The following is a 25,051-nucleotide window of genomic DNA, read 5'->3' as shown; positions in this document are numbered from 1 at the left end:
GCCGGTAAATTACTGTTGCGGATTTTCATGGAACGGCAGGTAGATAGCAGCCGCGCTTCATGATCTGTGGCCTTGACTCCGCCGGCTTTCCTGCGCCACAGGGCCTTTCCGACAAACAAATCCGGGAGCGGGACATGGCCGTTGCATTCACCTTTCCAGGCCAGGGCAGCCAGGCCGTGGGCATGGGCAAGGATCTGGCGGATGCCTTTCCGGAGGCTCGCGCGGTGTTCGACGAGGTCGATGACGCGCTGGGCCAGAAGCTTTCGCAGATCATGTGGGAAGGCCCCGAAGAGACGCTGACGCTGACCGCAAACGCGCAACCGGCGCTGATGGCGGTGTCGATGGCCGCGATCCGGGCGCTGGAAGCGCGCGGATTCTCGCTGAAAGACAAGGTCGCCTACGTCGCCGGCCACTCGCTTGGCGAATATTCGGCGCTTGCCGCTGCCGGCACCTTCTCGATTGGCGATGCTGCCCGGCTGCTGCGCATTCGCGGCAATGCCATGCAGGCCGCCGTGCCGGTAGGCGAGGGGGCGATGGCGGCAATCATCGGACTTGAGCAGGCCGACGTGGAAGCCGCCTGCGCGGAAGCGGCGCAAAATTCGGTCTGCCAGATCGCCAACGACAATGGCGGCGGACAGCTGGTGATTTCGGGCGCCAAGGCCGCCGTCGAACTGGCGGCAAAGCTGTGCACCGAAAAGGGCGCCAAGCGCGCACTGATGCTCTCGGTCTCCGCACCTTTCCATTCCGCACTGATGGGTCCGGCGGCCGACGCCATGCGTGAGGCGCTGGCCGATGTGACGAAGAACGTGCCTTCGGTTCCAGTCGTAGCCAATGTCGTCGTCCGGCCGCTGAGCGACCCGGATGAGATCGCTGCCCGCCTCGTCGAGCAGGTGACCGGCCGCGTGCGCTGGCGCGAAACGGTGGAATGGTTCGGCGCAAATGGCGTGACCACGCTTTATGAAGTTGGCGCAGGCAAGGTGCTTTCCGGTTTGGCACGGCGTATCAACAAGGAAATCGCCACCGCAGCCGTCAACAACCCGGCCGATGTCGATGCCGCCATTGCGGCGCTGGCCTAGGCGCCTTTGCTGCAAATATGTTGATCTCGTGTTGCTTGATATTCGGCAAATGAGATACAATGTATTACAGAGTTGAATCAGGAGGCCGTCATGGCAGCCACGGGAATGGTCCATGTGCGTGTGGACGAAGATGAGAAGAATGAGGCGTCGGCCGTATTGGCCTCGATGGGGTTGTCTGTTTCGGGGGTGGTCAGGGTCATGCTCAAGCGTATAGCGCGCGAAAAGACCGTACCTTTCGATCTTCGCATGCCGAATGCGGAAACGCGCGCGGCGATGGCCGAGGCCGATACCATCATTCAGAATGGCCGTGCCCGCTTCGCAACCGCTCAGGAACTATTGGATGACCTCGAAAAGGCCGGCGAGCGATAAACGTTCCTCGCTACCGAGGGCATCCGAATATACGAAGAGCTTTCTCAAGGATTGGGAACGTTTGTCCCGTTCGGGCCGGTTCGATATGAAGCGGATCAAGGAAGCGATGATGCTGCTCGTCGCGAATGACGGGCCGCTTGGAAGAGAGTGGCTGGATCACGCTTTGACGGGCGATTGGGCGGCTCATCGTGAGTGTCATATTGGTGGTGATTTCCTGCTCGTCTACCGCCTCGATGGCAAAGGGCCGCGGGAACAGATTGTGTTTGTTCGGGCCGGAACTCATGCTGAGTTGTTCGAATAACAAGGATTAGGGCAGCCTTGCTGTCTGCTTATCGCTTCCGAAGGAAACCGGGAAGCTGGAAGGGGAGTCAAAAATGTTCGATCTGACCGGCCGCAAGGCACTCGTCACCGGGGCTACCGGCGGCATCGGCGAGGCGGTGGCGCGTGCGCTGCATGCGCAGGGCGCAACCGTTGGCCTGCATGGTACGCGGGTTGAGAAGCTGGAAACGCTGGCTGCCGAACTCGGCGACCGCGTAAAGCTGTTTCCGGCGAACCTGTCGGACCGCGACGAGGTCAAGGCGCTCGGCCAGAAGGCCGAAGCCGATCTCGAAGGCGTCGATATCCTCGTCAACAATGCCGGCATCACCAAGGACGGCCTGTTCGTGCGCATGTCCGATGCCGATTGGGACGCGGTCCTGGAGGTCAATTTGACGGCGGTGTTCCGCCTGACCCGCGAGCTGACCCATCCCATGATGCGCCGCCGCAATGGCCGCATCATCAACATCAGCTCGGTTGTCGGCGTCACCGGCAATCCCGGCCAGGCCAATTACTGCGCTTCCAAGGCCGGCATGATCGGATTGTCGAAGTCGCTGGCGCAGGAGATCGCCACCCGCAACGTCACCGTCAACTGCGTCGCTCCGGGCTTCATCGAATCAGCCATGACCGAAAAGCTGAACGACAAGCAGAAGGAGGCGATCATGGCCGCCATCCCGACCCGGCGCATGGGAACGGGCGCGGAAGTCGCCTCGGCGGTGGTCTATCTGGCGTCCAATGAAGCAGCCTACATCACCGGCCAGACGATACACGTCAACGGCGGCATGGCGATGATCTGAGAACCTTGTTGATAATTCTATCCTGTCGGCCATCTTGCGCGGTTTTCTGCGCTTCCGGTGCTCACATACTTTATGTACGCTCCGCTCCGGTTCTCGAAAGCCACGCCACCTGACTCGACAGGGCGAATTCTTAACAAGGTTCATGCCGCGCTATGACCAAACAAGGCGTTTTCGCATTGGACGCGGGCGTCTTTTCGTGTAATGCGGCCATCAACGCGGCGATTTCGGCAAACTTCCCGCCGTTGCCGCTACGTTCCCGGGAGGGAACATCTTTCAACTTGATTAGCGGCAGTCGTGCCGTTAACGAAGACGAACAACAAGAGACGAGGATGCCCAAATGAGTGACACCGCAGAGCGCGTCAAGAAGATCGTTGTCGAACATCTCGGCGTCGAGGCCGACAAGGTAACGGAAGCCGCCAGCTTCATCGATGATCTCGGCGCGGACAGCCTTGATACGGTCGAACTCGTCATGGCCTTCGAAGAAGAATTCGGCGTCGAAATCCCTGACGATGCAGCCGAGACGATTCTGACGGTCGGCGACGCCGTCAAGTACATCGACAAGGCCTCGGCCTGACGCTCAGTCCAGCAGTCAGCTTTCCGAGAGTATCGCTATGAGGCGTGTCGTCGTCACCGGCATGGGACTGCTTTCGCCTTTTGGCGTTGGCGTGGAACATGGATGGAAACAAATCCTGAGCGGCAAGAGCGCCGCCAGGAAAGTCACGGAATTTGATGTCGAGGATCTTGCCTGCAAGATCGCGCATGTGATTCCGCGTGGCGACGGCAGCAACGCCACCTTCAGCCCGGAAGCCTATCTGGAGCCGAAGGAACTGCGCAAGATCGGCGACTTCATCCTTTACGGGATTGCGGCCGCCGACGAAGCGCTCAAGGATTCCGGCTGGGAACCCAAGACCCCCGAGGAACAGCACGCCACCGGCGTGATGATCGGTTCCGGCATCGGCGGCATCGAGGGCATCGCGGAAAATGCGCTCATTCTCAAGGAGCGCGGCCCGCGCCGCATCAGCCCCTTCTTCATTCCCGGACAGATCATCAACCTGGTCTCCGGCCAGGTCTCCATCCGGCACGGGCTGAAGGGCCCGAATCATGCCGTGGTGACCGCATGCTCGACGGGCGCGCATGCCATCGGCGATGCAGCCCGGCTGATCATCTTCGGCGATGCCGACGTCATGCTTGCCGGTGGTGCGGAAGCACCCGTGACACGCCTTTCGCTGGCCGGTTTCGCCGCCTGCAAGGCGCTTTCCACCGATCGCAACGACACGCCCGAACAGGCTTCGCGCCCCTATGACCGAGACCGCGACGGTTTCGTCATGGGCGAGGGCGCCGGTGTTGTCGTGCTCGAGGAGCTTGAGCACGCCAAGGCGCGCGGCGCCAAGATTTATGCCGAGGTGACGGGCTACGGCCTGACCGGCGATGCCTACCACATCACCGCACCCGCCGAAGACGGCGACGGCGCTTTCCGTTGCATGACCGCCGCGCTCAAGCGCGCGAACCTGCAGCCTGCCGATGTCGACTACATCAACGCGCATGGAACATCGACCATGGCCGACACGATCGAGCTTGGCGCGGTCGAGCGGCTGGTCGGCAATGCTGCATCGAAGATTTCGATGTCGTCGACGAAGTCGGCGATCGGCCATCTCCTGGGTGCTGCGGGTGCTGCCGAGGCGATCTTCTCGGTGCTTGCCATTCGCGACAACATCGCGCCGCCGACGATCAATCTGGACAATCCAGAACGCGAAACGGCAATCGACCTCGTGCCGAACAAGGCGCGCGAGCGCCAGATCGATGTTGCGCTATCCAATTCCTTTGGATTCGGCGGGACCAATGCGTCGCTGGTTTTCCAGCGCTATAACGGCTGAAGGCGGCCAATAGGGCCGTTTCGCCGTGAATTTTGACATATTCGTGCCTAGGGTCTGCCTTCGACCCTTATCTCGGTGGGGATTCGTCTGATTGCAAAGTGTTGAGGCGCCATGAACACCAATCCTTCCGACGCCGAATTCGGCCGGCGTCCCGAGCCGCCTAAACCGATCGTTCCGAAGAGCGCCAGCGAAGCACTGCGCCCGGAACAGGGCACGCCGCCGCCGAAACGCACGCGCTCGCGCGCCTCGCGCAATCAGTTCGTTGTTTTCCTCAACTTCATGCTTTCGCTGGTGATTCTGGCGGTGTTGGCTGCGGGTGCTGCTGTATTTTTCGGCAAGCGCGAGTTTGAAGGGCCCGGCCCGACCACCACGGCGCAGACCTTTCTGGTCAAGCCCGGCACCGGTGTCCAGGACATAGCCGACCAGCTCGAGCGTCGCGGCCTGATCAGCGACGCACGCATCTTCCGCCTTGGCGTGCGCGCCTATGGCAACGACATGGCGCTGAAGACCGGCGAATACGAGGTCAAGGCGGGCGCTTCCATGCATGAGGTGATGGAACTGCTCAAGAGCGGCAAGTCGGTGATGTATTCGCTGACGATCCCCGAAGGCCTGACCGTCGAGCAGGCGTTCCAGCGCATCGCCGAACAGGACGCACTGACCGGCGACATGCCGGCGACCCTGCCGCCGGAAGGCAGCCTGGCCACCGACACGCAGCGCTTTACGCGCGGCACCACGCGCCAGCAGATCATCGACAAGATGCTGGCCCACCAGAAGCAGCTGGTGGAAGATATCTGGCAGCGCCGTTCGCCTGACCTGCCGCTGGCCGACGTCAACGAGTTCGTCACGCTGGCCTCCATCGTCGAGAAGGAGACGGGCCGCAACGACGAGCGTTCGCGCGTTGCATCGGTCTTCATCAACCGGCTGGAAAAGAAAATGCGGCTCCAGTCCGACCCGACGATCCTGTACGGTCTGTTCGGCGGCAAGGGCCGGCCTTCCGATCGGCCGATCTACCAGTCCGACATCCAGAAGCCGACGCCCTACAACACCTATGTCATCAACGGCCTGCCTCCGACGCCGATCGCCAATCCGGGCAAGGCTTCGCTGGAGGCTGTCGCCAATCCGTCCAAGACCGAAGATCTCTACTTCGTTGCCGACGGTACCGGCGGGCATGTTTTTGCCAAGTCGCTGGACGAGCACAACGACAATGTGGCGCGGTGGCGCGCCGTACAGAAGAAGCAGGCCGAAGAAGCCGCCAAAGCTGGGGAAACGCAAGGAACGACAGAGGGCGCGCCGGCACCTGCGGCGCAATAGGCACCAGCTGTTTCTACACGGTAGTCAGTCTGTATCGGGCCGCTTGCCGGCCCGCTGCATTTGCAGAAGCGGATTTCCGCGATTTGCCGTTGGGCACGGAAGGGGCGAGGGATGACATTGCAGAGCATGACGGGCTTTTCACGCGCTTCGGCCGAGCATGACGGCACGGCGATCGCCTGGGAACTGAAGTCGGTGAACGGCAAGACCGTCGAAGCGCGATTCCGCCTGCCGCAAGGCTTCGAGAGGCTGGAAGCGCAAGCGCGCCAGGCGGTGCAGAAGCGCTTTTCACGCGGCAATATGCAGGTGACGCTGACTGTCACCCGCGCTGCCGGTACGATGGTCCAGCCCGTCGTCAACGAAGCTTTTCTGAAGGACCTGGCAGGGCTGGCCAAGCGCCTGCAGGAGCAGTTCGGCGCGGCACCGCCAAGTGCCGATGGCCTGCTGGCCCTGCGCGGCGTGCTCGATATTCCTGAAACGACCGAGACGGAGGAGACGCGCGCCAGTCTCGATGCGGCGATCCTTGGTGCGCTCGATAAGGCGCTCACCGGGCTCGAACAGGCGCGTCAGGCCGAAGGGCAGGCACTTGGCAACCTTCTGCGCGGGCATATCGATACGATCGAGGCGCTGACACAGAAGGCCGAGGCCGATCCGTCACGCGAGCCCGCAGTCATCCGCGCGCGGATCGCCGAGCAGGTAGCGCTCCTGATGGACGCGACCAGCAATCTCGACGAGGGCCGCCTGCATCAGGAAGCGGCGTTTCTGGCGACCAAGGCCGATATCCGCGAGGAGATCGACCGGCTCAAGACCCATGTTGCTTCGGGCAGGGCGCTGCTGTCGGGCGGGGGCTCCGTGGGCCGCAAGCTCGACTTCCTGGCACAGGAATTTAACCGCGAATCGAATACCTTATGCTCGAAAGCGAACGCCGCCGCTGTTACAGCCATCGGGCTGGAGCTCAAGGCCGTCGTCGACCAGTTTCGCGAGCAGGTTCAAAATCTGGAGTAATGGCCTATGGCCGCTGAGACCAATATTCGCCGCCGTGGCCTCATGCTGGTGCTGTCGTCCCCCTCGGGGGCCGGCAAGTCGACCATCGCACGCAATCTGTTGGAGAAAGACCCGGCACTTAGCCTGTCGGTCAGCGTGACCACGCGTCCGCGCCGCGGCAGCGAGATCGACGGCGTGCATTACCATTTCGTGACGCAGCGTGAATTCGAGCGCCTGCGCGATTCCGATGCGCTGCTCGAATGGGCCGAGGTGCACGGCAATTACTACGCGACGCCGCGCGAGCCGGTCGAGGCGGCAATGGCCGAAGGCCGCGACATGCTTTTCGACATCGATTGGCAGGGCGCGCTTCAGCTCAAGGACAAGATGCGGGTCGACATCGTCTCGATCTTCATCCTGCCGCCGTCGATGACGGAACTGAAGGCACGGCTGAAGCGTCGCGCCGAAGACGCCGATGCGGCGATCGAAAAGCGCCTGCAGAATGCGCGCGAAGAGATCGAGCATTGGAAGGAATACGACTTCGTTGTCGTCAATCACGACCTGAACCAGGCCTATGCCGAGGTCAGGGCGATCGTTGCGGCCGAGCGCCTGCGCCGCGACCGCCGGCCGGGCCTGTTCGATTTCATCTCAGGTTTGCTGGACGAGAAGCTAGGCTGAAACAGGAGGCATATTGTCAGCCCGCGACGCTCCGACGCTGAATTTCTACGCCAACGAGGCCGAGACCTATGCCAGTCGTTCGCGAGAGAGCGATGAGGCACGTATTAATGCTTTTGCTGCCTATCTTCCGCGCGGCGCCAAGGTTCTCGAACTCGGCTGCGGTGGAGGACAGGACAGTGCAGCGATGCTGGCTCGCGGTCTGGACGTCGTTCCTACTGACGGTTGCGCCGAATTGGCGCGGGAGGCCGAAAAGCGCCTCAAACGACCGGTGCGGGTGCTGCTCTTTGAAGATATAGAGGAGCAGAATCAATATGACGGCATCTGGGCGAATGCCTGCCTTTTGCATGTCCCGCGTGGTGAACTTTCATCAATCATCGGCCGCATACGGGCTGCATTGAAGGTCGGTGGCGCATTTTATGCCACTTTCAAGACTGGCTTGCCGGAGGGGCGCGACCGTTTTGGCCGCTATTACAATTATCCGTCGGCCGAATGGCTCGAACAGGTCTATGGCTCGGGTTGGCGGAACATTGATATTAGCCGCGCAATGGGCAGTGGCTACGACCAACAGTCCACTGAGTGGCTTTTGGTGACTGCGATAAAGGAATAGTGGAGTCGATACAGGTCGTTGCAATGACGTCCAATCGAACCGACGCCATCCGAGCTGAACTCAGGCGGGAAAATCGTCCCGCAGGGCCGTTTCAGCGGGCGTCAGGTGCTCGACGATCTGGACGATATCCGTCCATTCGATTTCCGGATAGTGCTCGCGCATGCCTTCCAGCATGACATCCTTCGGCCAATCTGCCTCGCGCCCGACAAAGGCGGCCGCCTGCGACAGCGGCAGGTCGGTGCAGCGGACGACCCAGACGATCGCCGTCTTCGTGGCTTCCCCGTCACAGACATAGCGCATATAGCCCGGTTCGATCCGGGTTTCTCGCCAGCGGATCGTACTGGTCTTCTGCCCGATCTCGACCAGCGGGAAAAGGCGAGGGACCACGCCGAGGGCCTGCATCCTCAACCCTTGCGCGACACGGCATTCGCCAGTGCCACGAACTCGGCGATATCGAGCGTCTCGGCGCGGCGGGTGCCGTCGATGCCGGTGGCTTCCAGCAGGCGTGCGCCCTCGATGCCCTTGAGGCTCTGGCGCAGCATCTTGCGGCGCTGGCCGAAGGCGGCTTCGGTGACGCGGCCCAGCACGCGCACGTCGGCCGGCAGCGGGTTTTCGCGCGGGATGAGATGCACCACCGAGGATGTCACCTTCGGTGGCGGCGTGAACGCCTGAGGCGGCACGTCGAAGGCGATCCTGGCCTGCGTGCGCCAGCCGGCCAAAATGCTGAGGCGGCCATAGGCGTCGCTGTCGGGTGCCGCCACGATGCGCTGCGCCACCTCGCGCTGGAACATCAGCGTCATAGAGGAATAGAAGGGCGGCCAATCGGAAACGGTGAGCCAGCGAATGAGCAGTTCGGTGCCGATATTGTAGGGCAAATTGGCGACGATCTTGACCGGCTCGCCGCCGGCGAGTGCCGCAAAATCGGTTTTCAGCGCATCTCCCGAAACCACTTCCAGCCGGCCGGGATAATGCGCCGAGACTTCGGCCAGTGCCGCAAGGCAGCGCTCGTCGCGCTCGATCGCTATGACGCGCTTTGCACCGTTCATCAGCAGCGCGCGGGTCAGGCCGCCGGGGCCGGGGCCGACTTCGATGACGGTCGTGGCGCTGAGATCACCGGCGGTGCGGGCGATCTTGCCGGTGAGATTGAGGTCGAGCAGAAAATTCTGGCCGAGCGATTTCTTGGCCTGAAGCTCATGCCGGTCGATGACATCGCGCAGCGGCGGCAGTCCGTCGAGCGTCATTTGGCGCGGCTTTCATTGTCGGCCAGCAGCCGGGCGAGCTTCAGCGCGGCGATCAGGCTGTCGGGGCGGGCTATGCCCTTGCCGGCGATGTCGAAGGCCGTGCCGTGGTCGGGCGAAGTGCGGATGAAGGGCAGGCCGAGCGTGACATTGACCGTCTCGTCGAATGCCAGCGCCTTGGCGGGGATCAACGCCTGATCGTGATACATGCAGATCGCCGCGTCATAGCTGGCGCGCGCGCGTGGGTGGAACATCGTGTCGGCTGGGAGCGGCCCGAAAGCGTCGATGCCGGCGCGGCGTAGCGCCTCGACAGCGGGACGGATGATCGCCTCGTCCTCGCCGCCCATGGCGCCGCCTTCGCCGGCATGCGGGTTGAGGCCGGAGACCGCGAGGCGCGGCTTGGCAATGCCGAAACGTGCGGCAAGATCATGCGCCGTGATGCGGGAAATATCTTCGATTGCAACCTGGGTGAGTGTGCCCGGCACATCGGCCAGCGCGATATGGATCGTCACCGGCACGGCGCGCAGGTCAGGTCCTGCAAGCATCATGACCGGGGTGATCTCGCGGCCTTCCTTCAGCCCGGCGAGATGGGCGAGATATTCGGTGTGGCCGGGAAAGCGGAAGCCTGCATCGTAGAGCGGCTTCTTGGCAATGGGGCAGGTGACGAGGGCAGCGGCTGCGCCGGAATGGACATCGGCGACCGCGCGGTCGATGGCTTCGACGATGCCGGCTGCATTAGCGGCGTCAGCTAGGCCGGGAGCATCAGTGAAGCGCGCTTCGAGCGGCACGACGGGCAGGGCGCGCGAAAAGACGGCTGCTGCGTTTGCCGGCGTCGTTTCCTCGATCGGAACTTCGATGCCGAGATGCCGCGCGCGGGCAGCCAGCAAAGCGGGATCGGTCAGGAGGTAGAAGGGAGAAACGCTGTGCCCGTTGCGCGCCTGCCACGCGGCGATGGCGATCTCAGGGCCTATGCCCGAAGGATCGCCTGCCGTGAGCGCCAGCAATGGGGCGTCATTGCGTGGCTGCACAATGGATCAGCGCTCGACGATGCGGGCATTCTTCCGCAATTCGGCGATGTACTTCTTGTCGAGTTCGCCGGCCTGGTCGTCCTTCGAGCCTTCGGACTGGAACACCATCTTGGCAACGCGATCATCCGAGACTTCGCGCGAGCTGCAAACGCCGATGAATTCGACGCCGCGTTCCGTTTCACGCACGCCGGTGGCGCCGCCGGTCTTGGTTTTCTTGATCTGCTCGGCCCATTCGCCCGGCAGTTCAGGCGCGAGCACACGGCCGAGGTCGCGCACGGTCACGTCGAGCAGGCCCTTGGCGAATTGCCGGGTGCTGTCGCAGCCGCTGAAGCGGGCACGCATGGCCTCTGCCTCGCGCTTGCGCTTGCCGATCGAGCCGCGCTCCTTCGCGGGTACCACGAAGATGACCTGCTGAAGCATATATTCGGTAGCGGACGGTTTGTTGCCGCCCTGCTGAAGCATGCGCTGGACGACGTCCTGCTCGCTCATGCTGCCGCCCTGCGAGCGAAAGCGCGCCGACAGCGCCTGGTTCCAACCCATCTGGGTGCCGATGAACTGCTTGAAATGCTCAGCCGTGACACCGGCTTGCTGAAGAACGCCGGTGAGCTGCGCCGGCTTCATCTTGTTGGAGCTGGCAAAGCGGTTGTAGGCGTCTTCGATCTGCTGGTCCGTCACCTTGATGCCAAGGCGCTTCATTTCCGCCGTGCGCAACGTCTGGTCGATCATCTCGTCGGCGGCGAGCTGGTTGAGATTGCCCTTGCGGTGCTGCAGCTTCATGAATGCCGCGCGCCGCTGGATGTCGTAGGTGGTGATCGGCACGTTGTTGACGACGTATTTGATCTCGCTGGCTTGCGCCGGCTGAATGGCCATCGTCAAAGGTGCGGAGCCCAGCGCGACAAACAACGCCAAACCGGTGGAAAGAAGATACTTCCTGATCGAAGTCATACCGTTCGATCCCCGTGCTCGATTTTCTTGCTGATTAGACATGATTTTGGATGCCCATCCTATGCGGCGAAACGATGGCCGCCACATAGTATTGCCATTAATTCCCGAACTGACTGCTCTTCGTTCCGAAATCGCCGAGCGTGCGGAAAGATATATTGAAGCCGAACGTTCGTTCGTCCTCGCTGGCATTGACCGGATCGGTGACTTTACGCGGGTCCCTCTTTTCGCTCATCGTCAGCGTGTATGAGAAACACTCGTCGTCATAGGCGAAGCCGACTGCGTTGCGGGTGACTACGCCGGACTCGAAATCATAGGTTCCCGATCCGAATGCACGCCAGTTCTCATGGAACCGGACTGAGCTGCCGAGAGTGACTTCCTCACGGTCGGTGGAGAAACCGTAGAGCGGCTGGGCCTGGATGTAGGCATATTTGGCAGAGAGTGAAAACGGCCGGGACGTATAGCCGGCCTTGAATTCGGCGCGCCGGACTTCGAAGCTCTGTTCGTCCAGCCGCGCGCTGGCGGAAGCGGCAATACCGGTGGGTGTTGCAAAGCCGACGAGGCCGACGAAATCGGACTCGTCGGTTTCCAGGCCGGAATAGGCGCCGACATTAACCAGGTCGGGGGAGGTGAAGGGATTGCCCCCGGCAAGCTGGTACGACTGGCCGAACAAGGCGTTTGTCGTCCAGCCACTGTTGAAGCTGCCGGAATAGCGCATGCCGACATTGGCGCGTGTTCCGCCCTCGATGCGGTCGTAACCCGAGAACTTGTCGCGCTCGAACAGCGTGGTCGCATCGAAGACGAAGCTCTGTGCATCCTCGTTCGGTATGCCAAGCGTGTCGGAATAGGCCGCGTCGGGGCGGGCGAACACTTGCGCCATCGGCTCCAGCACATGGGAAGCGCTGCTGAACGAGAAAAGAACAGGCCAGCGCAATTCAAGTCCGGCCGTCGCCATCGCACGGTAATAGGCAGACTGAACATCAGCCTCGACCGGCGTCGGCAGTCGCCTGGCCATGCCTTCAATCGCCCTTACCGAGGCCGTGGTCTGATCGACAAAGGTACCGTCGGTCTGGAAGGCGAGCAGCGGCGTAACGACAAGGCCGCCTTCAGTAATGAAGGAGCGTTTCCATTCTGCTTCCGCCGTCAGCCGGCCCGAATTGCCTTCGATGCCGCGGACGAAAGGAGTAGCCAGCCGGGCATCGAGCTCCGACCGGTTGATCACGCGCGCATTGACGTCGAAATTCAGCTCGCCGCCGAAAACCGGCTCGTCGGGCGTATAGGAATAATCCAGCGACGGAAGCGCCCATGCTTCCTTGTCGTCGCGTGTGCTGGTCAAGCTATCTTCCTGAACGTCGAACTTCATCGCTCGAAGGTCGAAATAGTTCCGGTCATGCAAACCCGTGAGATAAATCTCGGAACGGCGGATGTATTCGTTGTAGCCGTCGATCGAATAGGTGCGGGCAAAATTCTTGTCCGACTGGAGAAGAACGTCCCAGCCGAAGCTCCAGCGCGGATTGATGTCAAACTTGCCGGTGGTTCCGACCATGCCACGGAATTTGTTCGGATCGCCGTTGGGACCAGAGTCCACCGTAAACCGTTTGTTGTCGATAAACGCGTCCGGGTCGTTTTGATGGATGCCGGCGATCTTCAGGCTGTATTGGCCGTTGTTGAAACGCTGGTTCCATTCGGCCTGGCCGAGAAAACCCTGCTTGGTATAGCCGGTTCCGGTGACCGTGAGATCGTAGGTCGGCGACAGGGCGAAATAATAGGGGATGGAAAGGCCGAAGCCGCGCTCGGAATTCTGGCTTACGCTCGGAATCAGGAAGCCGCTCTTGCGCTTCACCGTCGGGTCGGCAATCTCGAAGGCTGGCAGATAGGCAATGGGAAAGCCGAAGAACTCGAATTTCGACTTCTCGAAGCGGACGACCTTGGTCTTGCCGTTCCAGATGATCTTCTGTGCCTTGATGCGCCAGATCGGCGCTTTGTCGGGCTTTTCCTCGCAAGGAGCGCAAGCGGTGTAGACGCCATTGTTGAAGGTCGTCAGCGTGCCTGATTTTCGTTCCCCGCTCTCGGCGGCGAAATAGGTCTTGTCGACGGTTTCGACGCGCAGGGCATTGATGAAACCATCGGCGAAATCGTCGGTGACGTCGATCTCTTCGGAATACATCTTGGTGCCGTCGCTATTGACGACCTCGACATTGCCGCTGGCAACCAGGCGCGAGCTCTTGCGATCATAGGCGACGCGCTGCGCGACGAGCCGGTTGCCGCCGTAATCGATCTGCACGCCGCCGACGGCGGTCACCGTATTGGCGTCGTTGTCGTAGACCAGCGTGTCGGCTTCCATCAGCATCTGCGAGCCGGCTGGAATGTTCGGCTTGAGGCTCTGGACGTCCTGCGCGAAGGCGGGCGCGGCGGGCAGGGCATAGGCGAACAGACAGGCAAGCGCCGTCGCACCATAAAGGCGCGTCAACGTCACCGATTTGCGCGCTGAAATCACCGCGACCCCCACCTAACCGTCCTCCCTGTACAGCAGGAAGGTCACCCCAAAAAACATTGCTACTATCACTGGAAGCCACGCTGCAACAAAAGGCGGAACGAATCCTGCGTTCCCAAACGCTTTGACCAGAACCGATACGACATAAAGCAGAAACCCGGCGACGACGCCACCCAGAATCATCGTCGAAGATTGCCCCATCCTTGCAAAACGCATCGAGACTGTGGCCGCGATGAGAGTCATCGCGACAAGAAGTAGCGGCATGGCCATAAGCGAATGGAATTGCATGGCAAAAGCGTTGGCGCTGAGTCCAAAGGACTGGGCCACCTTGATCTTGCCGGGAAGCTCATAAAACGGGATCGTTTCGGGCCGCGCCAGCCGCTCCTGAACGAATTCCGGCTTGAGATTCGTCGGCACCCGATCGGTTTCCAGCGTTTCCAGGCGAACGCCTTCGCGGAAGCGCTTGACGTTCTGCAATTCCCAGTAGCCGTCGCGCAGGAAGGCGCGCTGCGCGTCCTTGCGCTCGACGATCTCGCCGTTCTTGTCGAGTTCGAAGAAAACCGCGTCCGAGAGTTCCAGGCCTTTGTTGAGGATGGCCCGCGCGCCGATGATCGTGTCGCTGTCGCCGGTCTTCTGGTGAATCCATGGGGCGGCGAAGGCCGAAACCTCGTTGGAGGCACCAGAGCGCAGATTGGTCTCGATGAATTCGGATCGCGACAGACCGTAAGCCGCGAAAGGGTTGAGGACGCCGACTGTGAGGACGCCGAACAGAAGCGCGCCGATGCATGCCGGCAGCAGGAACTGCCATGCCGAAATGCCCGCCGCTCGTGCGATTACCAGTTCATACTTGCGGTTGAGCGAAATCAGCGTCGCCATGGCGGCAAAGAGCGCCACGAAAGGCACGGTCTGCATCATGATCATCGGCACGCGGAGTGCCGAAACCGAAAGGGCGGTAAAGAAGGTGAAATTGGGCAGGCCGGAAACGCGGCTGGAAAATTCCGTGAAGTCGATGAGGAAGACCAGCGCATAAATGCCGAGGAAGAACCACATGGTTATCACGGCATAGCGGCTGAAGAAGTAGCGTCCCAGCGTCCAGCCCATTATGCGGACCCTCCGGCCAAACGACCTTTGAGGCGGAGCCAGAAGACCGACATGCGGTCGCCGGATTGCGATGCAAAGTCTGAAAGACGCTCGGCCCAGGTGATCGGAAGCTCCATCGTTCTGTTGCTTCTGATAAAGCCGATTGCGACGAGGGACGTTACGAGCGGCACAGCGTAGACAAGCGGACTGAACATCGGATTGGACTGCGCCTGCTGGGTCACGAAAAAGCCGAGCCAGCGAACGAAAAGCGCGATCGTCACCGCCGTCATCAGCGGATGGATGCGGCTTTCGCGGTGCGAGCGCGCGTCACCTGCAACCGCCAGCGCGATCAGCGCGAAGACGAGCGCGTAGAAAGATTCGGTGAAGCGGCGATGGATCTCGGCGCGGAACTGCTGCGGGCTGTTCTGGTACACCTTGTCGTTGGGATTAGGCTTGAAAAGATAGGGCAGCGTGCGATCCTTTGGGTACATAGTCACTTCACTGGCTGCCGCTGAAAATGCTGAAAGATCAAAAGCATAAGAGGTAAAGCGAATAACCGAGACGTCGCCGGCGGGCGTCTTCCTGTGAACCACGCCGTCGTTCATGATGAGCATGCTCTTGCCGTCCTGCTGAACGACCGCGCCCTTTTTGGCGTAGTAGACGAGATCGACATCCTTCTGGCGCGAATCGGCAACGAAGATGCCGCCGAGCCGCCCGTCGGGAAGCCTCTCGCCTACCTGCACGAACAGGCCGTCGTCGACCTTGCGGAAGGTGCCTTCCTGGATGACCAGGGACAGGAGGTCGGCGCGCGCAGCCGCCACCAGTTCACGGCCGCGCTCGCGGGCATAGGGGTCGACGCCGTTGTCGACGGCGAAGGAGAAGAGGCTGGCAAGAGCGGCGATGATGATGATCGGGCGCGTTATCGTAGAGCGTGAGCTTCCCGCGGCACTGATAACCACCAGTTCGGAATCGCTGTTCATCGTGCTCAGGGTCTGCGCCACCGCGATGATGAGCGCGAAAGGCACGACGATCGGGATGATCGACGGCAGGATCAGCGTTGCGATCTCGAAGAAGGTGAGGGCCGACTGGCCGCTGTCGGTGACGAGGTCGATGCGGGCGAGAACCTGCGTCGTCCATACGATCGCCAATGTCCACAGCAGGGCTGCCATGAACATCTCGAACGTACGTCGCATTATGTATCGTTCAACGACCTTCATTCGCCGCCAAATTCCATTGTTGTGGTCTTCTCATAGCGGCATGTGCCGACGCCGACGCCGGAATACAAGCTATCCGCGGCATCGTGGCTGCACAACCGGTTCGATCTGGTTCCCGTCCCGTCTCGCTTTTCCGGCATGGTGGAGTCTCGTCTGGCAGTGGCTAAGAAACAGCCAAGAAAGCTGGTTAATCGGATGTTAACGGCGAATCGGTGGCGTTCTTTAGCAGGCAAAAAGGCATTGATCGACGCCATCCTGCCTTGTGCTGGGGATGTCGCAAAAAGTTGAACAGGATCGGTTGCGCCTTGCTAAATGGGTCAAAACCGCGAAATGTCGGCGTTGGTATCCCGGAAACATCGCCTATCAGCACTCCTTACGAAAGCAGGCCTCTTCATGACTTCCATGCCCACCATCAGCTTTGCCAAATTCGCCGCCCCGAAGAAGGGCAGTGCGATCGTACTTGCCGCCGACGGCGGGACGATGAGCGATGCGGCCAGGGCCTGGGACCCGGGCAAGGCGTTCGATCGGGCGTTTCCGGTGGCCGATTTCTCCGGAAAGTTCGGCGCAACCGTCGAAGTCCTGGCACCTGAGGGCTCCCCGCTCGACCGCGTGGTCGCGGTCGGCACCGGCAAGGCGGCGGACCTCAATGATTATTCATGGTTCCGGCTCGGCGGCACCATTGCCGCGCAGCTGCGCAAGGCGTCCGAGGTCGCGGTGGTTGCGGACTTGCCCGAGACGGCTGTCGGCGGTGCGGAAGTGGCCAAGATCGCGGCCGGCATTCTGCTGAGGTCCTATGGCTTCGACAAATACAAGACGAAGAAGGATGATGGCGAAGGCAAGCCCGCCGCGAAACCGGCGAAGATCACCATCCATTGCGCCGATCCGGCAGCCGCGAAGAAGGCTTTCGCCGACGCGCAGGCCGTCGTCGACGGCGTGATACTGGCGCGCGATCTCGTCAACGAGCCGGCCAATGTGCTCGGTCCGGTCGAATTCGCCGCCCACGCCAAGGAGCTCGAAAAACTCGGCGTCAAGGTCGAGGTGCTGACCGAGAAGGAAATGAAGAAGCTCGGCATGGGGGCGCTGCTGGGCGTGGCGCAAGGTTCCGTGCGCCCTCCGCGCCTGGTCGTGATGCAGTGGAACGGCGGCAAGGCCAAGGACAAGCCGGTCGCCTTCGTCGGCAAGGGCGTGGTGTTCGATTCGGGTGGCGTCTCGATCAAGCCGGCCGCCGGCATGGAAGACATGAAGGGCGACATGGGCGGCGCCGCCGCCGTCACGGGCCTGATGCACACGCTCGCAGCACGCAAGGCCAAGGTGAATGTCGTCGGCATCATCGGCTGCGTTGAAAACATGGTCGACGGCAATGCGCAGCGCCCCGGCGACATCGTGACCTCCATGTCGGGCCAGACCATCGAGGTGCTGAACACCGACGCGGAAGGCCGGCTCGTGCTGGCCGATGCGCTGTGGTACTGCAACGAGCGTTTCGAGCCCAAATTCATGGTCAATCTGGCGACCTTGACCGGCGCCGTCATGGTGGCGCTCGGGCAGGCTCACGCCGGTCTGTTCTCGAATAATGACGAACTTGCCGAGCGATTGACCACCGCCGGCCTGACGACGCAGGAAAAGCTGTGGCGCCTGCCGCTGGGTGCCGAATACGACAAGCTGATCGATTCCAAGAACGCCGACATGAAGAACATCGGCGGCCGCTTCGGCGGCTCGATCACCGCCGCGCAGTTCCTGCAGCGCTTCGTCAAGGACACGCCCTGGGCGCATCTCGACATCGCCGGTACGGCGATGGGCTCGCCCTCCAACGAGATCAACCAGTCCTGGGGCTCAGGCTACGGCGTGCGCCTGCTCGACCAGCTCGTGCGCGACGCCTACGAGGGGTAGGACGTGATCGCGGCTGCCGCGCCGGAGCTAGGCGCGGCGGCAGGCTCTTGTTGGAATTCGCAAATGCGCAGAACGATTTTGTGGCTTGCCTTCGTCGCTTTCATCGCATGCGGCCATGCACAGGCAAATCCATCTGCCATAACGCTCGATCAGCTTTTCAGCATCTGTCAATCTCGATCCGTATCCGAGGCTACCTCAAGCGGCGATCAACTCGGCTGGCAGCGGTCGGATGGCGCGCAAATGGAAGAATGGCGCCAGAGCTTCGTGACATACAATGGCGGCTCGGTGGAAGTCGTAGGCTGGCGCAGAGGAGAACCTGAGCGCGGCGACAGCCTGCAGTTTTGGGTTGCGGAAGGCCCGAACAGCCACAAGGCCTGCTACTATTCCGCATCCGATGCTGCCGGACTTCTGGACGCGCTTTCGCAACGCATTGGCAAGCCGGACAGCCTCGACAAGAACGAAGTGGTGATCTCGGCACATTGGAAAACCGGATCGACCGAAGTGTATTATTCACAGGCAGGGGCGGGAGCGCTCGTAAATATCTCGTCGCGCTAAGCCGATCGCGGGACCCAGATTGGGCCTTTAGAAAAATGAAAGGCTGCTGTGGCTACAACAATGACGGGAAGGCTGATTTGCAAATGAAATACGCGCCGTGTGCGAGTGCACATGCGGACGTTTTTATCGCAGGGGCCGTGTCGTCAGGTAGAGCGAGAAGTTAGTCCTGTGTTTACTCAGCAGCAGTTGACCTCAATCCTTTCGTCCCTTCCAGACCCCGCATTCATTCTCACGCGCAGCGGCCGCTATGCGGCTATATTCGGAGGCAAAGACCTCAGGCACTATCATGACGGCAGCGGGCTTGCCGGGCGTAGCATGTTTGAAGTGCTGAAAGAGGAGAAGGCGCGTTGGTTCGCCGCTGAAATTGAAAAGGCTTTGGAAAGCGGCGTGCTCCATATCGTCGAATACGAACTCAGCGGCAGTGACGTGAAGGGAGCCGGCGACGGCCCTAGTAATGCCATCTGGTTCGAGGGCCGGGTTCAGGCGCTGAGCTTTCAGGTGGAAGGCGAGGACGCAGTCGTCTGGATAGCGAGCAATATCACCGAAAAGAACGAGGTTCAGCAAAAGCTGCGCCAACTGAGCGAGACGGACGCCCTGACGGGGCTATACAATCGCCGCAAGCTGCTTGAGACCCTGGATGACCGGCTGGCGGTCTTTGAACGGGAAAGGGCTCAGACTTCGGTGCTGGTCTTCGATCTCGACAATTTCAAACGCCTCAATGATGAGATGGGGCATCATGCAGGCGACGCGGCGCTGGTGGAAATAGCCCGCCTATGCCGCCAGCATCTGCGCAAAAGCGATGTGATCGCCCGTTTCGGCGGCGACGAGTTCGTGGTGGTGATGCCCGGCACCCATCGAAGCGATGCGATGGAAATCGCCGAGCAGTTGCGTAAACATGTTCCCATCGCCCTGAACGAAACCGTGCACTACGAATCCACGATCAGCGGCGGTGTTAGCGAATTCGGTCTGCCGGATCGCTTTTCCAGCGATATACTCACACGCGCCGATGCGGGCCTGTACCAGTCGAAACGGGCCGGTCGCAACCGCGTGTCGGCCCTGTAGACGCCATTGCGCTGACCACCAAAGGCGGACAGCGACGCCAAGGTAGCGATCCTTCGCGATAGCCCCGGCGAGACGGACGCTTTTTGGGGTGGAAAAAAGCGGTTGGCCGCCTATTTCGGAAGAGGGTGGATGCGAAACGAGGCCGAGATTCTGGCTTCAAAGCGAGAGGAACATCGCAAATGGCAATCGCAAAGAACACGATTTGTGTCTGGTACGACAAGGACGCCGAGGCTGCCGCCCGTTTCTATTCCGAGACCTTTCCTGATAGCGCGGTGCATGCCGTGCATCGCGCACCCGGTGACTACCCGTCCGGCAAGGAGGGCGATGTGTTGACGGTCGACTTCACGGTTGCGGGCATTCCTTGTATGGGCCTGAACGGAGGGCCGATGTTCAAGCATAACGAAGCCTTCTCGTTCCAGATCGCGACCGACGATCAGGAAGAGACCGACCGCTACTGGAATGCCATCGTCGGCAACGGCGGCCAGGAGAGCGCGTGCGGCTGGTGCAAGGACAAGTGGGGGATTTCCTGGCAGATCACGCCGCGCGTACTGACTGACGCGATGGCGGCTGGGGGCGCCGAAGCAAAGCGCGCATTTGATGCGATGATGACCATGGGGAAAATCGACGTGGCGAAGATTGAGGCGGCGCGGCGCGGTTGAAGCTTTGTGGCGTCTTGCGACATTCCCATCCGCGCTGCGATCGCGTAGTTTCCCCGCATGGCTGAAGTTCTCTTTTATCACCTGACCGAATCGACGCTGGAAGACGCACTGCCCGGCCTGCTTGAAAAGAGCGTGCAGCGCGGCTGGCGGGCGGTCGTGCAGACCGGCACCGAGGAGCGGCGCGATGCGCTCGACGCGCATCTGTGGACGTTCCGCGACGATGCCTTCCTCGCCCACGCCACCGACCGCGAGGCTTTCCCGGAAGACCAGCCGGTTCTGCTGACCACCGACCTCGACAACCGCAACGATGCAAAGATACGTTTTCTGGTCGACGGTGCGTCGCCGCCTGACATCGCGCCTTACGAGCGCGCTGTGTTCATGTTCGACGGGCATGACGCAGCCCAGCTCGAGACCGCGCGGGAGCATTGGAAGACGATGAAGGCTGCCGGCCACGCCGTCACCTACTGGCAGCAGACGCCTGACCGGCGCTGGGAGCGCAAGGCTTGAGCGTGCAGGCATCCGGGGCAAAGGACGATTTTCCCGGGATCATCGTCATCACTGGCGGCATGGGCGCCGGCAAGTCGACTGTTGCGCAGGCACTGGCCGAAAGATTGCCGAAAAGCGTGCATCTGCGCGGCGATCTTTTTCGCCGGATGATCATCAGCGGGCGGGTCGAGATGAGCCCGGACCCCGTGCCCGAAGCTGTGAACCAGTTGCGACTGCGCTACGATCTCGCCTGGGATGTTGCAGCCAAATACGCCGAGGCCGGCTTCACCGTCGTCTATCAGGATGTGATTCTGGGCGAATTCCTCGGCTGGACGGTGGAGCGGCTGCAGGCCTATCGCCCGGCCGTCATCGTGCTTGATCCCTCAGCCGAGACGCTGACCGCCCGCGACAAGGGCCGCACCAAGAACATCTATGGCGATCCCGTCCACGGTTCGTGGACCGCCGAAATGATGCGGCAGGTGCTGCACAACCAGACGCCGCGCATCGGCCTGTGGATCGACACCTCCGCGCAGAGCGTGAACGAGACCGTCGATGCGATTTTGGCTGGACTGAAGGGCGCGGGCGCGGAGCGAAGCGCCGGCTAGTCGTCGAAGGCGTCCGGTTGCCGCCGATCCGCATGGACAGCCGGCCCCGCCGCGTGGCAGAGAATGCCCGTAACGGAGTTTTCGATGCGCTTCTTTTTTCTGCTTGTCCTGCTGGCCGGTGCGGCTCTTGGCGTCATCTATCCCTGGGCGGTCAAGAATTTTTCCGGCCATGAGATCGGCACATGGCGCGTCTATGAGCGCGCTTCCGGCTTCAAGACGGTCGACGTGATGCTTGCCTCGACCGATGCGCCGGTGCGCGTGCTGGTCGACATGACGGCGGTCGGCGGGTCGAGAACGGCGGGCCGGCAGGCGGTGCTGACCCTGACTGCGGCCACCGGCGGGCGCACGGTGCTGACGGACGTGCTCAACTTCGCCGATGGCGCGGTGCGGGAAAACTCGCCGCAGACCAGCCAGAAGATCTATCGCGACGATGGCGGCCTTCTCGATAATTTGGAGGCCGGTACCTACACATTCACCGTCGGGCAGGGCGACGCCGAAGGTATCGACATCCAGACGGTCGATCTCATCCTGCGCAGCGATGCGGGCGCAGCGGACGAGCGGGCGCAGCCACTTGGTCTTTCGCTGCTGGCGGTCGGCTTCATCGGCCTCGTCATTGCCTTGCGGCGCGGTGGAGGCGGCCGCCCCAGCAATCCGAACTCGCAGCCGCCGGCACCACGCTGGGGTCGGGGCGGCGAGAACCGCTGACGTGAATTACCGCCACGCCTACCACGCCGGAAACTTTGCCGATGTCGTCAAGCACGCAGTGCTGGCGCGGCTGGTCGAATATCTGAAGCAGAAGGACAAGGCTTTTCGGGTGATCGACACCCATGCAGGCATCGGCCTCTACGACCTCTCGTCGGAGGAAGCGCAGAAAACCGGCGAATGGCACTGCGGTATCGGCCGGCTGCTCGATGCAAAGATGGAGCCTAAGGCGGCAAAGCTGCTGGCGCCTTATCTCGATGCGGTGCGCTCTGCCGATCCCGATGGCGGGCTTTCCGCCTATCCCGGCTCGCCGCTGATCGTGCGGCGGCTGCTGCGCAAGCAGGACCGGCTGTCGGCGATCGAACTGCACCCCGCGGATTTCCAGCTATTGAAGGCGCTGTTCGCCGACGATTTCCAGGTGCGGGTGAACGAGCTCGACGGCTGGCTGGCGCTCGGCGCGCATCTGCCGCCGAAGGAAAAGCGCGGGCTGGTGCTGGTCGATCCGCCCTTCGAGCAGGAAGGCGAATTCGACCGGCTGGTCGACGGCCTGCAGCGGGCCCACAAGCGCTGGCCTGGCGGCATCTATGCGCTGTGGTATCCGATCAAGGACCGGCAGGCGGTAGCGGACTTCCGCGAGGCGCTGGCCGGTTGCGGCATCCCCAAGATCCTCGATATCCGCTTCGAGCTCAGGCGACCGTCGCGCGAGCCGCGGCTCGACGGCACCGGCATGATCGTCGTCAACCCGCCCTACACGCTGGAGGCGGAATTGCAGGCGATGCTGCCGGCGCTGCATGCCCTGCTGGCGCAGGAGAAGGGCGCGGGGTGGTCGGTCGATTGGCTGGCGGGGGAAGACGAACGCCGGGGCGACATATGACGCCTCCGCGCGCCAACCCGCTTCATCTCCTCGCCGCCTTTGGCTCGGGCGGCCTCCTGACCCTGATGATCCATTTCAATGGCGAACTGGCGCGCTATGGCAACGCCTTGTTCGCTTCCTGGACCGCGCATGGCACGGGGACGATTGCTGCCATCATCTTTCTCGCAGTTCTCCGGCGTCGCACGCCTGCAGGCGATGCACCGAAAGTCGGTACGCCATTCTGGGCCTACCTTGGCGGCCTGTCGGGTGCGGCTACCGTCATGCTGGCCTCGGCTGCGGTCAATTCGCCGCTTGCGCTTTCCGGCACGCTGGCACTCGGCCTCGTCGGCCAGATGATCTTCAGCCTCGCGGCTGACCGCTGGGGCCTGTTCGGCCTGCCGATGCGCCGTCCCGGTGCACGCGACTTCGCAGCCCTTGGGCTGGTGCTGGCGGGAAGCGCGATCATAATCCTGTTCGGCAAAGGTGCCGCATGACGCTATGGATCGTGGTGGCCAGCGTCGCGGGCGTGCTGGTGGGCGTCAGTCGGCAGATCAACGGGCGGCTCAGCCTCTCGACCTCTCCGCTGCAAGCCTCTTTCTGGAACCATGCCGTCGGTTTCGCCGCGCTGACTGCTCTTGGTCTCGTTATCGGCGGGTTGATTCCAGCCGGCGCAAGCGATGTACCGTGGCATGTCTATATCGGTGGGCCGATCGGCGTGGTTTTCGTTGCCGCCGGCAGCTGGCTCATCGCCCGCATCGGCGCGGTCAACACCGCACTTCTGGTCATCGGCGGCCAGATGGTTTCAGGCGTTGCGCTGGACCTGTTGAGCGCTGCATCGCCGGCAATCTGGGCAAGTGCGCTTGGTATTGCCTTGATCCTCGCAGGTGTGGCGCTCACCCAGCGGCGGCGGTGATGAAGGCTGTCCCACACGCTATGAAAATCCATCCCGCTTGACCGTTTCGCGCCCATTGAGCACTATCCGCGCTTAGGCGTCGCGTTCGGCGATGATTCATGAGGTTTTTTGCTATGTCCCGTATTACTCATTTCGTGATGGCCGCAGCCGTTGCCGCCGGTTCGCTGCTGACGGGGCCAAATCTTTCCCAAGCCGCCGACGTGGTTGCGCGACAGGAAGAGGGCACCAGCCTCTGCTCGGACCAGCGCTATCTCAACAAGATCATTCATCGCTTCGGCTATCAGGTGAAACACGTGCCCAACCTGCCGGACGTGGCGATCACCGATTTCCAGAATATCTATCCGAAGCGCTACGAGCCGGTTGACGAGCGCCATCCGATCGCGCGGCTTTATTGCGGCGCGACCGCCAGCCTTTCCGATGGGCGCCAGCATGAAGTCTTTTACCTGATCGAGGGCCGGATGGGCTTTGCCGGTATTGGCGACAATGTCGAGTTCTGCTTGCCGGGCTTCGACCGCTGGATGGTTTATAACGGCCGCTGCCGCGTGCTGCGTTAAATCCGGGCAGGCAGATGCCTTTGGCTAGGGAGCGTCGCCGGCATTTTGGTGCGGCGGTGCTTTGCCTTGCCGCGCTTGTAGCCATTGCCGGTTGCAAGCCCTCCGGCGACAGCCAGCAGGCGGCGAACGCCCCGGCCTCAACGGCGACACCTACAACTTCTTCCCAACCAGCAGTCGCGCTGGGCAAGGGTTTCGATTTCTACGTGCTGTCGCTGTCATGGTCGCCGAGCTATTGTGAGGCGGAGGGCGGCGATGCCAATCGCCAGCAATGCGCGATGGGCAGGCCATATGCCTTCGTCGTTCATGGGCTGTGGCCGCAATATGAACGCGGCTATCCGCAGGATTGCCGCACGAACCAGCGCGATGTGCCCAACGACACGCTGCGCACCCTCTACGACATCATGCCGGCGTCCGGTCTCATCCGCCACGAATGGCGCAAGCACGGTTCTTGTGCCGGCCTGTCACAGGACGATTACTTCAGGGTTTTGCGGCAGGCGCGTGAGCGGGTAAAGATACCGGCGGAGTTCAACCGGCTCGATGGCTATCGCACGCTCGACCCGGACGATGCGGAACGCGCTTTCCTGAAGGTCAACCAGAGCCTGCCGGCGGACGGCATCGCGGTGACCTGCGACCGCCGCTATCTGCGCGAGGTTCGCATCTGCATGAACAAGGATCTTTCTTTCCGCTCCTGCGACGAGGTCGATCGCGATTCCTGCCGGCGCGACAAGGTGGTCATGCCGCCGGTGCGTGGCGGATAGTTTTTTCGGGGCTGGT

Annotated in this window: 29 protein-coding genes; 22 read left to right on the top strand and 7 right to left on the bottom strand. The window is 61.8% G+C overall.

Annotated features, from left to right (window positions below; translation table 11 throughout):
• Positions 1–134: 134 nt before the first annotated feature.
• The 10 genes from fabD to WBQ96_RS03970 all read left to right on the top strand — a co-directional run bounded on the left by fabD (position 135) and on the right by WBQ96_RS03970 (position 8,005).
• Positions 135–1,076: an ACP S-malonyltransferase gene (gene fabD / locus WBQ96_RS04015; RefSeq protein ID WP_336547613.1), complete on the top strand. Its 942-nt coding sequence runs from the start codon at positions 135–137 to the stop codon at positions 1,074–1,076.
• Between the two features lie 90 nt (positions 1,077–1,166).
• Positions 1,167–1,445 (top strand): type II toxin-antitoxin system RelB/DinJ family antitoxin, encoded by a 279-nt coding sequence (locus tag WBQ96_RS04010; protein WP_336547611.1) that lies wholly within the window; start codon positions 1,167–1,169, stop codon positions 1,443–1,445.
• Positions 1,417–1,746, top strand: a complete 330-nt coding sequence (locus WBQ96_RS04005; RefSeq protein ID WP_336547609.1) for a type II toxin-antitoxin system YafQ family toxin — start codon at positions 1,417–1,419, stop codon at positions 1,744–1,746. Before WBQ96_RS04010 ends, WBQ96_RS04005 begins: the two co-directional genes overlap by 29 nt.
• Before the next feature lie 73 nt (positions 1,747–1,819).
• Positions 1,820–2,557, top strand: coding sequence for a 3-oxoacyl-[acyl-carrier-protein] reductase (fabG, locus tag WBQ96_RS04000; protein WP_336547607.1), 738 nt, complete (start codon positions 1,820–1,822; stop codon positions 2,555–2,557).
• A gap of 337 nt (positions 2,558–2,894) precedes the next feature.
• Complete coding sequence (locus tag WBQ96_RS03995; RefSeq protein ID WP_019170544.1) at positions 2,895–3,131, top strand: acyl carrier protein; 237 nt, start codon at positions 2,895–2,897, stop codon at positions 3,129–3,131.
• A gap of 37 nt (positions 3,132–3,168) precedes the next feature.
• A complete protein-coding gene (gene fabF, locus WBQ96_RS03990) occupies positions 3,169–4,431 on the top strand; it encodes a beta-ketoacyl-ACP synthase II (protein ID WP_336547603.1) in 1,263 nt (420 codons plus the stop codon).
• 111 nt (positions 4,432–4,542) lie between these two features.
• Complete coding sequence (gene mltG / locus WBQ96_RS03985; RefSeq protein WP_165115550.1) at positions 4,543–5,742, top strand: endolytic transglycosylase MltG; 1,200 nt, start codon at positions 4,543–4,545, stop codon at positions 5,740–5,742.
• 111 nt (positions 5,743–5,853) lie between these two features.
• Positions 5,854–6,744 (top strand): YicC/YloC family endoribonuclease, encoded by an 891-nt coding sequence (locus tag WBQ96_RS03980; protein ID WP_336547602.1) that lies wholly within the window; start codon positions 5,854–5,856, stop codon positions 6,742–6,744.
• A gap of 6 nt (positions 6,745–6,750) precedes the next feature.
• A complete protein-coding gene (gene gmk, locus WBQ96_RS03975; RefSeq protein WP_336547600.1) occupies positions 6,751–7,398 on the top strand; it encodes a guanylate kinase in 648 nt (215 codons plus the stop codon).
• A gap of 13 nt (positions 7,399–7,411) precedes the next feature.
• Positions 7,412–8,005 carry a class I SAM-dependent methyltransferase gene (locus WBQ96_RS03970; protein ID WP_336547598.1) on the top strand — a complete coding sequence of 198 codons (594 nt, stop codon included), beginning with the start codon at positions 7,412–7,414 and terminating at the stop codon, positions 8,003–8,005.
• A gap of 60 nt (positions 8,006–8,065) precedes the next feature.
• Here the strand turns inward: WBQ96_RS03970 and WBQ96_RS03965 are convergent, their stop codons facing one another.
• The 7 genes from WBQ96_RS03965 to lptF all read right to left on the bottom strand — a co-directional run bounded on the left by WBQ96_RS03965 (position 8,066) and on the right by lptF (position 16,004).
• On the bottom strand, positions 8,066–8,392 hold the full coding sequence (locus tag WBQ96_RS03965; protein ID WP_336547596.1) for an ASCH domain-containing protein: 327 nt from the start codon (positions 8,390–8,392) through the stop codon (positions 8,066–8,068).
• 17 nt (positions 8,393–8,409) lie between these two features.
• Positions 8,410–9,246: a 16S rRNA (adenine(1518)-N(6)/adenine(1519)-N(6))-dimethyltransferase RsmA gene (gene rsmA, locus WBQ96_RS03960; protein WP_336547594.1), complete on the bottom strand. Its 837-nt coding sequence runs from the start codon at positions 9,244–9,246 to the stop codon at positions 8,410–8,412.
• Positions 9,243–10,271 (bottom strand): 4-hydroxythreonine-4-phosphate dehydrogenase PdxA, encoded by a 1,029-nt coding sequence (gene pdxA / locus WBQ96_RS03955; RefSeq protein WP_337035868.1) that lies wholly within the window; start codon positions 10,269–10,271, stop codon positions 9,243–9,245. Before pdxA ends, rsmA begins: the two co-directional genes overlap by 4 nt.
• A 6-nt stretch (positions 10,272–10,277) precedes the next feature.
• Entirely contained in the window at positions 10,278–11,216 is a 939-nt protein-coding gene (locus tag WBQ96_RS03950) for a peptidylprolyl isomerase (RefSeq protein ID WP_336547590.1), read from the bottom strand.
• Positions 11,217–11,313: 97 nt separating this feature from the next.
• On the bottom strand, positions 11,314–13,722 hold the full coding sequence (locus WBQ96_RS03945; RefSeq protein ID WP_336547588.1) for an LPS-assembly protein LptD: 2,409 nt from the start codon (positions 13,720–13,722) through the stop codon (positions 11,314–11,316).
• A complete protein-coding gene (gene lptG, locus WBQ96_RS03940) occupies positions 13,723–14,811 on the bottom strand; it encodes an LPS export ABC transporter permease LptG (RefSeq protein WP_336548188.1) in 1,089 nt (362 codons plus the stop codon).
• A complete protein-coding gene (gene lptF, locus WBQ96_RS03935) occupies positions 14,808–16,004 on the bottom strand; it encodes an LPS export ABC transporter permease LptF (RefSeq protein WP_336547586.1) in 1,197 nt (398 codons plus the stop codon). The genes lptG and lptF overlap by 4 nt, the downstream gene beginning before the upstream one ends.
• A 390-nt stretch (positions 16,005–16,394) precedes the next feature.
• Between lptF and WBQ96_RS03930 the strand changes: the two genes are divergently transcribed.
• The 12 genes from WBQ96_RS03930 to WBQ96_RS03875 all read left to right on the top strand — a co-directional run bounded on the left by WBQ96_RS03930 (position 16,395) and on the right by WBQ96_RS03875 (position 25,035).
• The gene (locus tag WBQ96_RS03930) at positions 16,395–17,888 is read left to right on the top strand and encodes a leucyl aminopeptidase (protein ID WP_336547584.1); all 1,494 of its coding nucleotides are present in this window, start codon (positions 16,395–16,397) and stop codon (positions 17,886–17,888) included.
• Positions 17,889–17,891: 3 nt separating this feature from the next.
• Entirely contained in the window at positions 17,892–18,443 is a 552-nt protein-coding gene (locus WBQ96_RS03925; protein ID WP_336547582.1) for a hypothetical protein, read from the top strand.
• A gap of 315 nt (positions 18,444–18,758) precedes the next feature.
• On the top strand, positions 18,759–19,505 hold the full coding sequence (locus WBQ96_RS03920; protein ID WP_336547580.1) for a GGDEF domain-containing protein: 747 nt from the start codon (positions 18,759–18,761) through the stop codon (positions 19,503–19,505).
• 185 nt (positions 19,506–19,690) lie between these two features.
• Positions 19,691–20,164, top strand: coding sequence for a VOC family protein (locus WBQ96_RS03915; protein ID WP_336548186.1), 474 nt, complete (start codon positions 19,691–19,693; stop codon positions 20,162–20,164).
• A gap of 57 nt (positions 20,165–20,221) precedes the next feature.
• Entirely contained in the window at positions 20,222–20,671 is a 450-nt protein-coding gene (locus WBQ96_RS03910) for a DNA polymerase III subunit chi (RefSeq protein ID WP_165115577.1), read from the top strand.
• Positions 20,672–20,673: 2 nt separating this feature from the next.
• Positions 20,674–21,255 carry an AAA family ATPase gene (locus tag WBQ96_RS03905; RefSeq protein ID WP_336548184.1) on the top strand — a complete coding sequence of 194 codons (582 nt, stop codon included), beginning with the start codon at positions 20,674–20,676 and terminating at the stop codon, positions 21,253–21,255.
• A gap of 84 nt (positions 21,256–21,339) precedes the next feature.
• Entirely contained in the window at positions 21,340–21,960 is a 621-nt protein-coding gene (locus WBQ96_RS03900) for a hypothetical protein (RefSeq protein ID WP_336547577.1), read from the top strand.
• A 1-nt stretch (position 21,961) separates the two neighbouring features.
• A complete protein-coding gene (locus tag WBQ96_RS03895; protein ID WP_165115581.1) occupies positions 21,962–22,831 on the top strand; it encodes a 23S rRNA (adenine(2030)-N(6))-methyltransferase RlmJ in 870 nt (289 codons plus the stop codon).
• A complete protein-coding gene (locus tag WBQ96_RS03890) occupies positions 22,828–23,304 on the top strand; it encodes a DMT family transporter (RefSeq protein WP_336547574.1) in 477 nt (158 codons plus the stop codon). The genes WBQ96_RS03895 and WBQ96_RS03890 overlap by 4 nt, the downstream gene beginning before the upstream one ends.
• Positions 23,301–23,723, top strand: coding sequence for a DMT family transporter (locus WBQ96_RS03885; protein WP_336547572.1), 423 nt, complete (start codon positions 23,301–23,303; stop codon positions 23,721–23,723). Before WBQ96_RS03890 ends, WBQ96_RS03885 begins: the two co-directional genes overlap by 4 nt.
• A gap of 113 nt (positions 23,724–23,836) precedes the next feature.
• Positions 23,837–24,277, top strand: coding sequence for a hypothetical protein (locus tag WBQ96_RS03880; RefSeq protein WP_336547570.1), 441 nt, complete (start codon positions 23,837–23,839; stop codon positions 24,275–24,277).
• A 14-nt stretch (positions 24,278–24,291) separates the two neighbouring features.
• On the top strand, positions 24,292–25,035 hold the full coding sequence (locus WBQ96_RS03875; protein ID WP_336547568.1) for a ribonuclease T2: 744 nt from the start codon (positions 24,292–24,294) through the stop codon (positions 25,033–25,035).
• The last annotated feature ends 16 nt before the right edge of the window (positions 25,036–25,051 follow it).

Source organism: Mesorhizobium sp. CCNWLY176, from assembly GCF_037153935.1.
In the GTDB taxonomy this organism is placed as follows: Bacteria; Pseudomonadota; Alphaproteobacteria; order Rhizobiales; family Rhizobiaceae; genus Mesorhizobium_M; species Mesorhizobium_M zhangyense.
Note: the sequence above shows the minus strand (reverse complement) of the source record. Positions and strands in the feature narration are given on the sequence as shown.

What these genes read in the sequence shown, in the direction of transcription:
- fabD (WP_336547613.1), top strand. Translation starts at nt 135, where the DNA reads ATGGCCGTTGCATTCACCTTTCCAGGCCAGGGCAGCCAGGCCGTGGGC.
- WBQ96_RS04010 (WP_336547611.1), top strand. Translation starts at nt 1,167, where the DNA reads ATGGCAGCCACGGGAATGGTCCATGTGCGTGTGGACGAAGATGAGAAG.
- WBQ96_RS04005 (WP_336547609.1), top strand. Translation starts at nt 1,417, where the DNA reads ATGACCTCGAAAAGGCCGGCGAGCGATAAACGTTCCTCGCTACCGAGG.
- fabG (WP_336547607.1), top strand. Translation starts at nt 1,820, where the DNA reads ATGTTCGATCTGACCGGCCGCAAGGCACTCGTCACCGGGGCTACCGGC.
- WBQ96_RS03995 (WP_019170544.1), top strand. Translation starts at nt 2,895, where the DNA reads ATGAGTGACACCGCAGAGCGCGTCAAGAAGATCGTTGTCGAACATCTC.
- fabF (WP_336547603.1), top strand. Translation starts at nt 3,169, where the DNA reads ATGAGGCGTGTCGTCGTCACCGGCATGGGACTGCTTTCGCCTTTTGGC.
- mltG (WP_165115550.1), top strand. Translation starts at nt 4,543, where the DNA reads ATGAACACCAATCCTTCCGACGCCGAATTCGGCCGGCGTCCCGAGCCG.
- WBQ96_RS03980 (WP_336547602.1), top strand. Translation starts at nt 5,854, where the DNA reads ATGACATTGCAGAGCATGACGGGCTTTTCACGCGCTTCGGCCGAGCAT.
- gmk (WP_336547600.1), top strand. Translation starts at nt 6,751, where the DNA reads ATGGCCGCTGAGACCAATATTCGCCGCCGTGGCCTCATGCTGGTGCTG.
- rsmA (WP_336547594.1), bottom strand. Translation starts at nt 9,246, where the DNA reads ATGACGCTCGACGGACTGCCGCCGCTGCGCGATGTCATCGACCGGCAT.
- WBQ96_RS03950 (WP_336547590.1), bottom strand. Translation starts at nt 11,216, where the DNA reads ATGACTTCGATCAGGAAGTATCTTCTTTCCACCGGTTTGGCGTTGTTT.
- lptF (WP_336547586.1), bottom strand. Translation starts at nt 16,004, where the DNA reads ATGAAGGTCGTTGAACGATACATAATGCGACGTACGTTCGAGATGTTC.
- WBQ96_RS03930 (WP_336547584.1), top strand. Translation starts at nt 16,395, where the DNA reads ATGACTTCCATGCCCACCATCAGCTTTGCCAAATTCGCCGCCCCGAAG.
- WBQ96_RS03920 (WP_336547580.1), top strand. Translation starts at nt 18,759, where the DNA reads ATGTTTGAAGTGCTGAAAGAGGAGAAGGCGCGTTGGTTCGCCGCTGAA.
- WBQ96_RS03910 (WP_165115577.1), top strand. Translation starts at nt 20,222, where the DNA reads ATGGCTGAAGTTCTCTTTTATCACCTGACCGAATCGACGCTGGAAGAC.
- WBQ96_RS03900 (WP_336547577.1), top strand. Translation starts at nt 21,340, where the DNA reads ATGCGCTTCTTTTTTCTGCTTGTCCTGCTGGCCGGTGCGGCTCTTGGC.
- WBQ96_RS03890 (WP_336547574.1), top strand. Translation starts at nt 22,828, where the DNA reads ATGACGCCTCCGCGCGCCAACCCGCTTCATCTCCTCGCCGCCTTTGGC.
- WBQ96_RS03885 (WP_336547572.1), top strand. Translation starts at nt 23,301, where the DNA reads ATGACGCTATGGATCGTGGTGGCCAGCGTCGCGGGCGTGCTGGTGGGC.
- WBQ96_RS03880 (WP_336547570.1), top strand. Translation starts at nt 23,837, where the DNA reads ATGTCCCGTATTACTCATTTCGTGATGGCCGCAGCCGTTGCCGCCGGT.
- WBQ96_RS03875 (WP_336547568.1), top strand. Translation starts at nt 24,292, where the DNA reads ATGCCTTTGGCTAGGGAGCGTCGCCGGCATTTTGGTGCGGCGGTGCTT.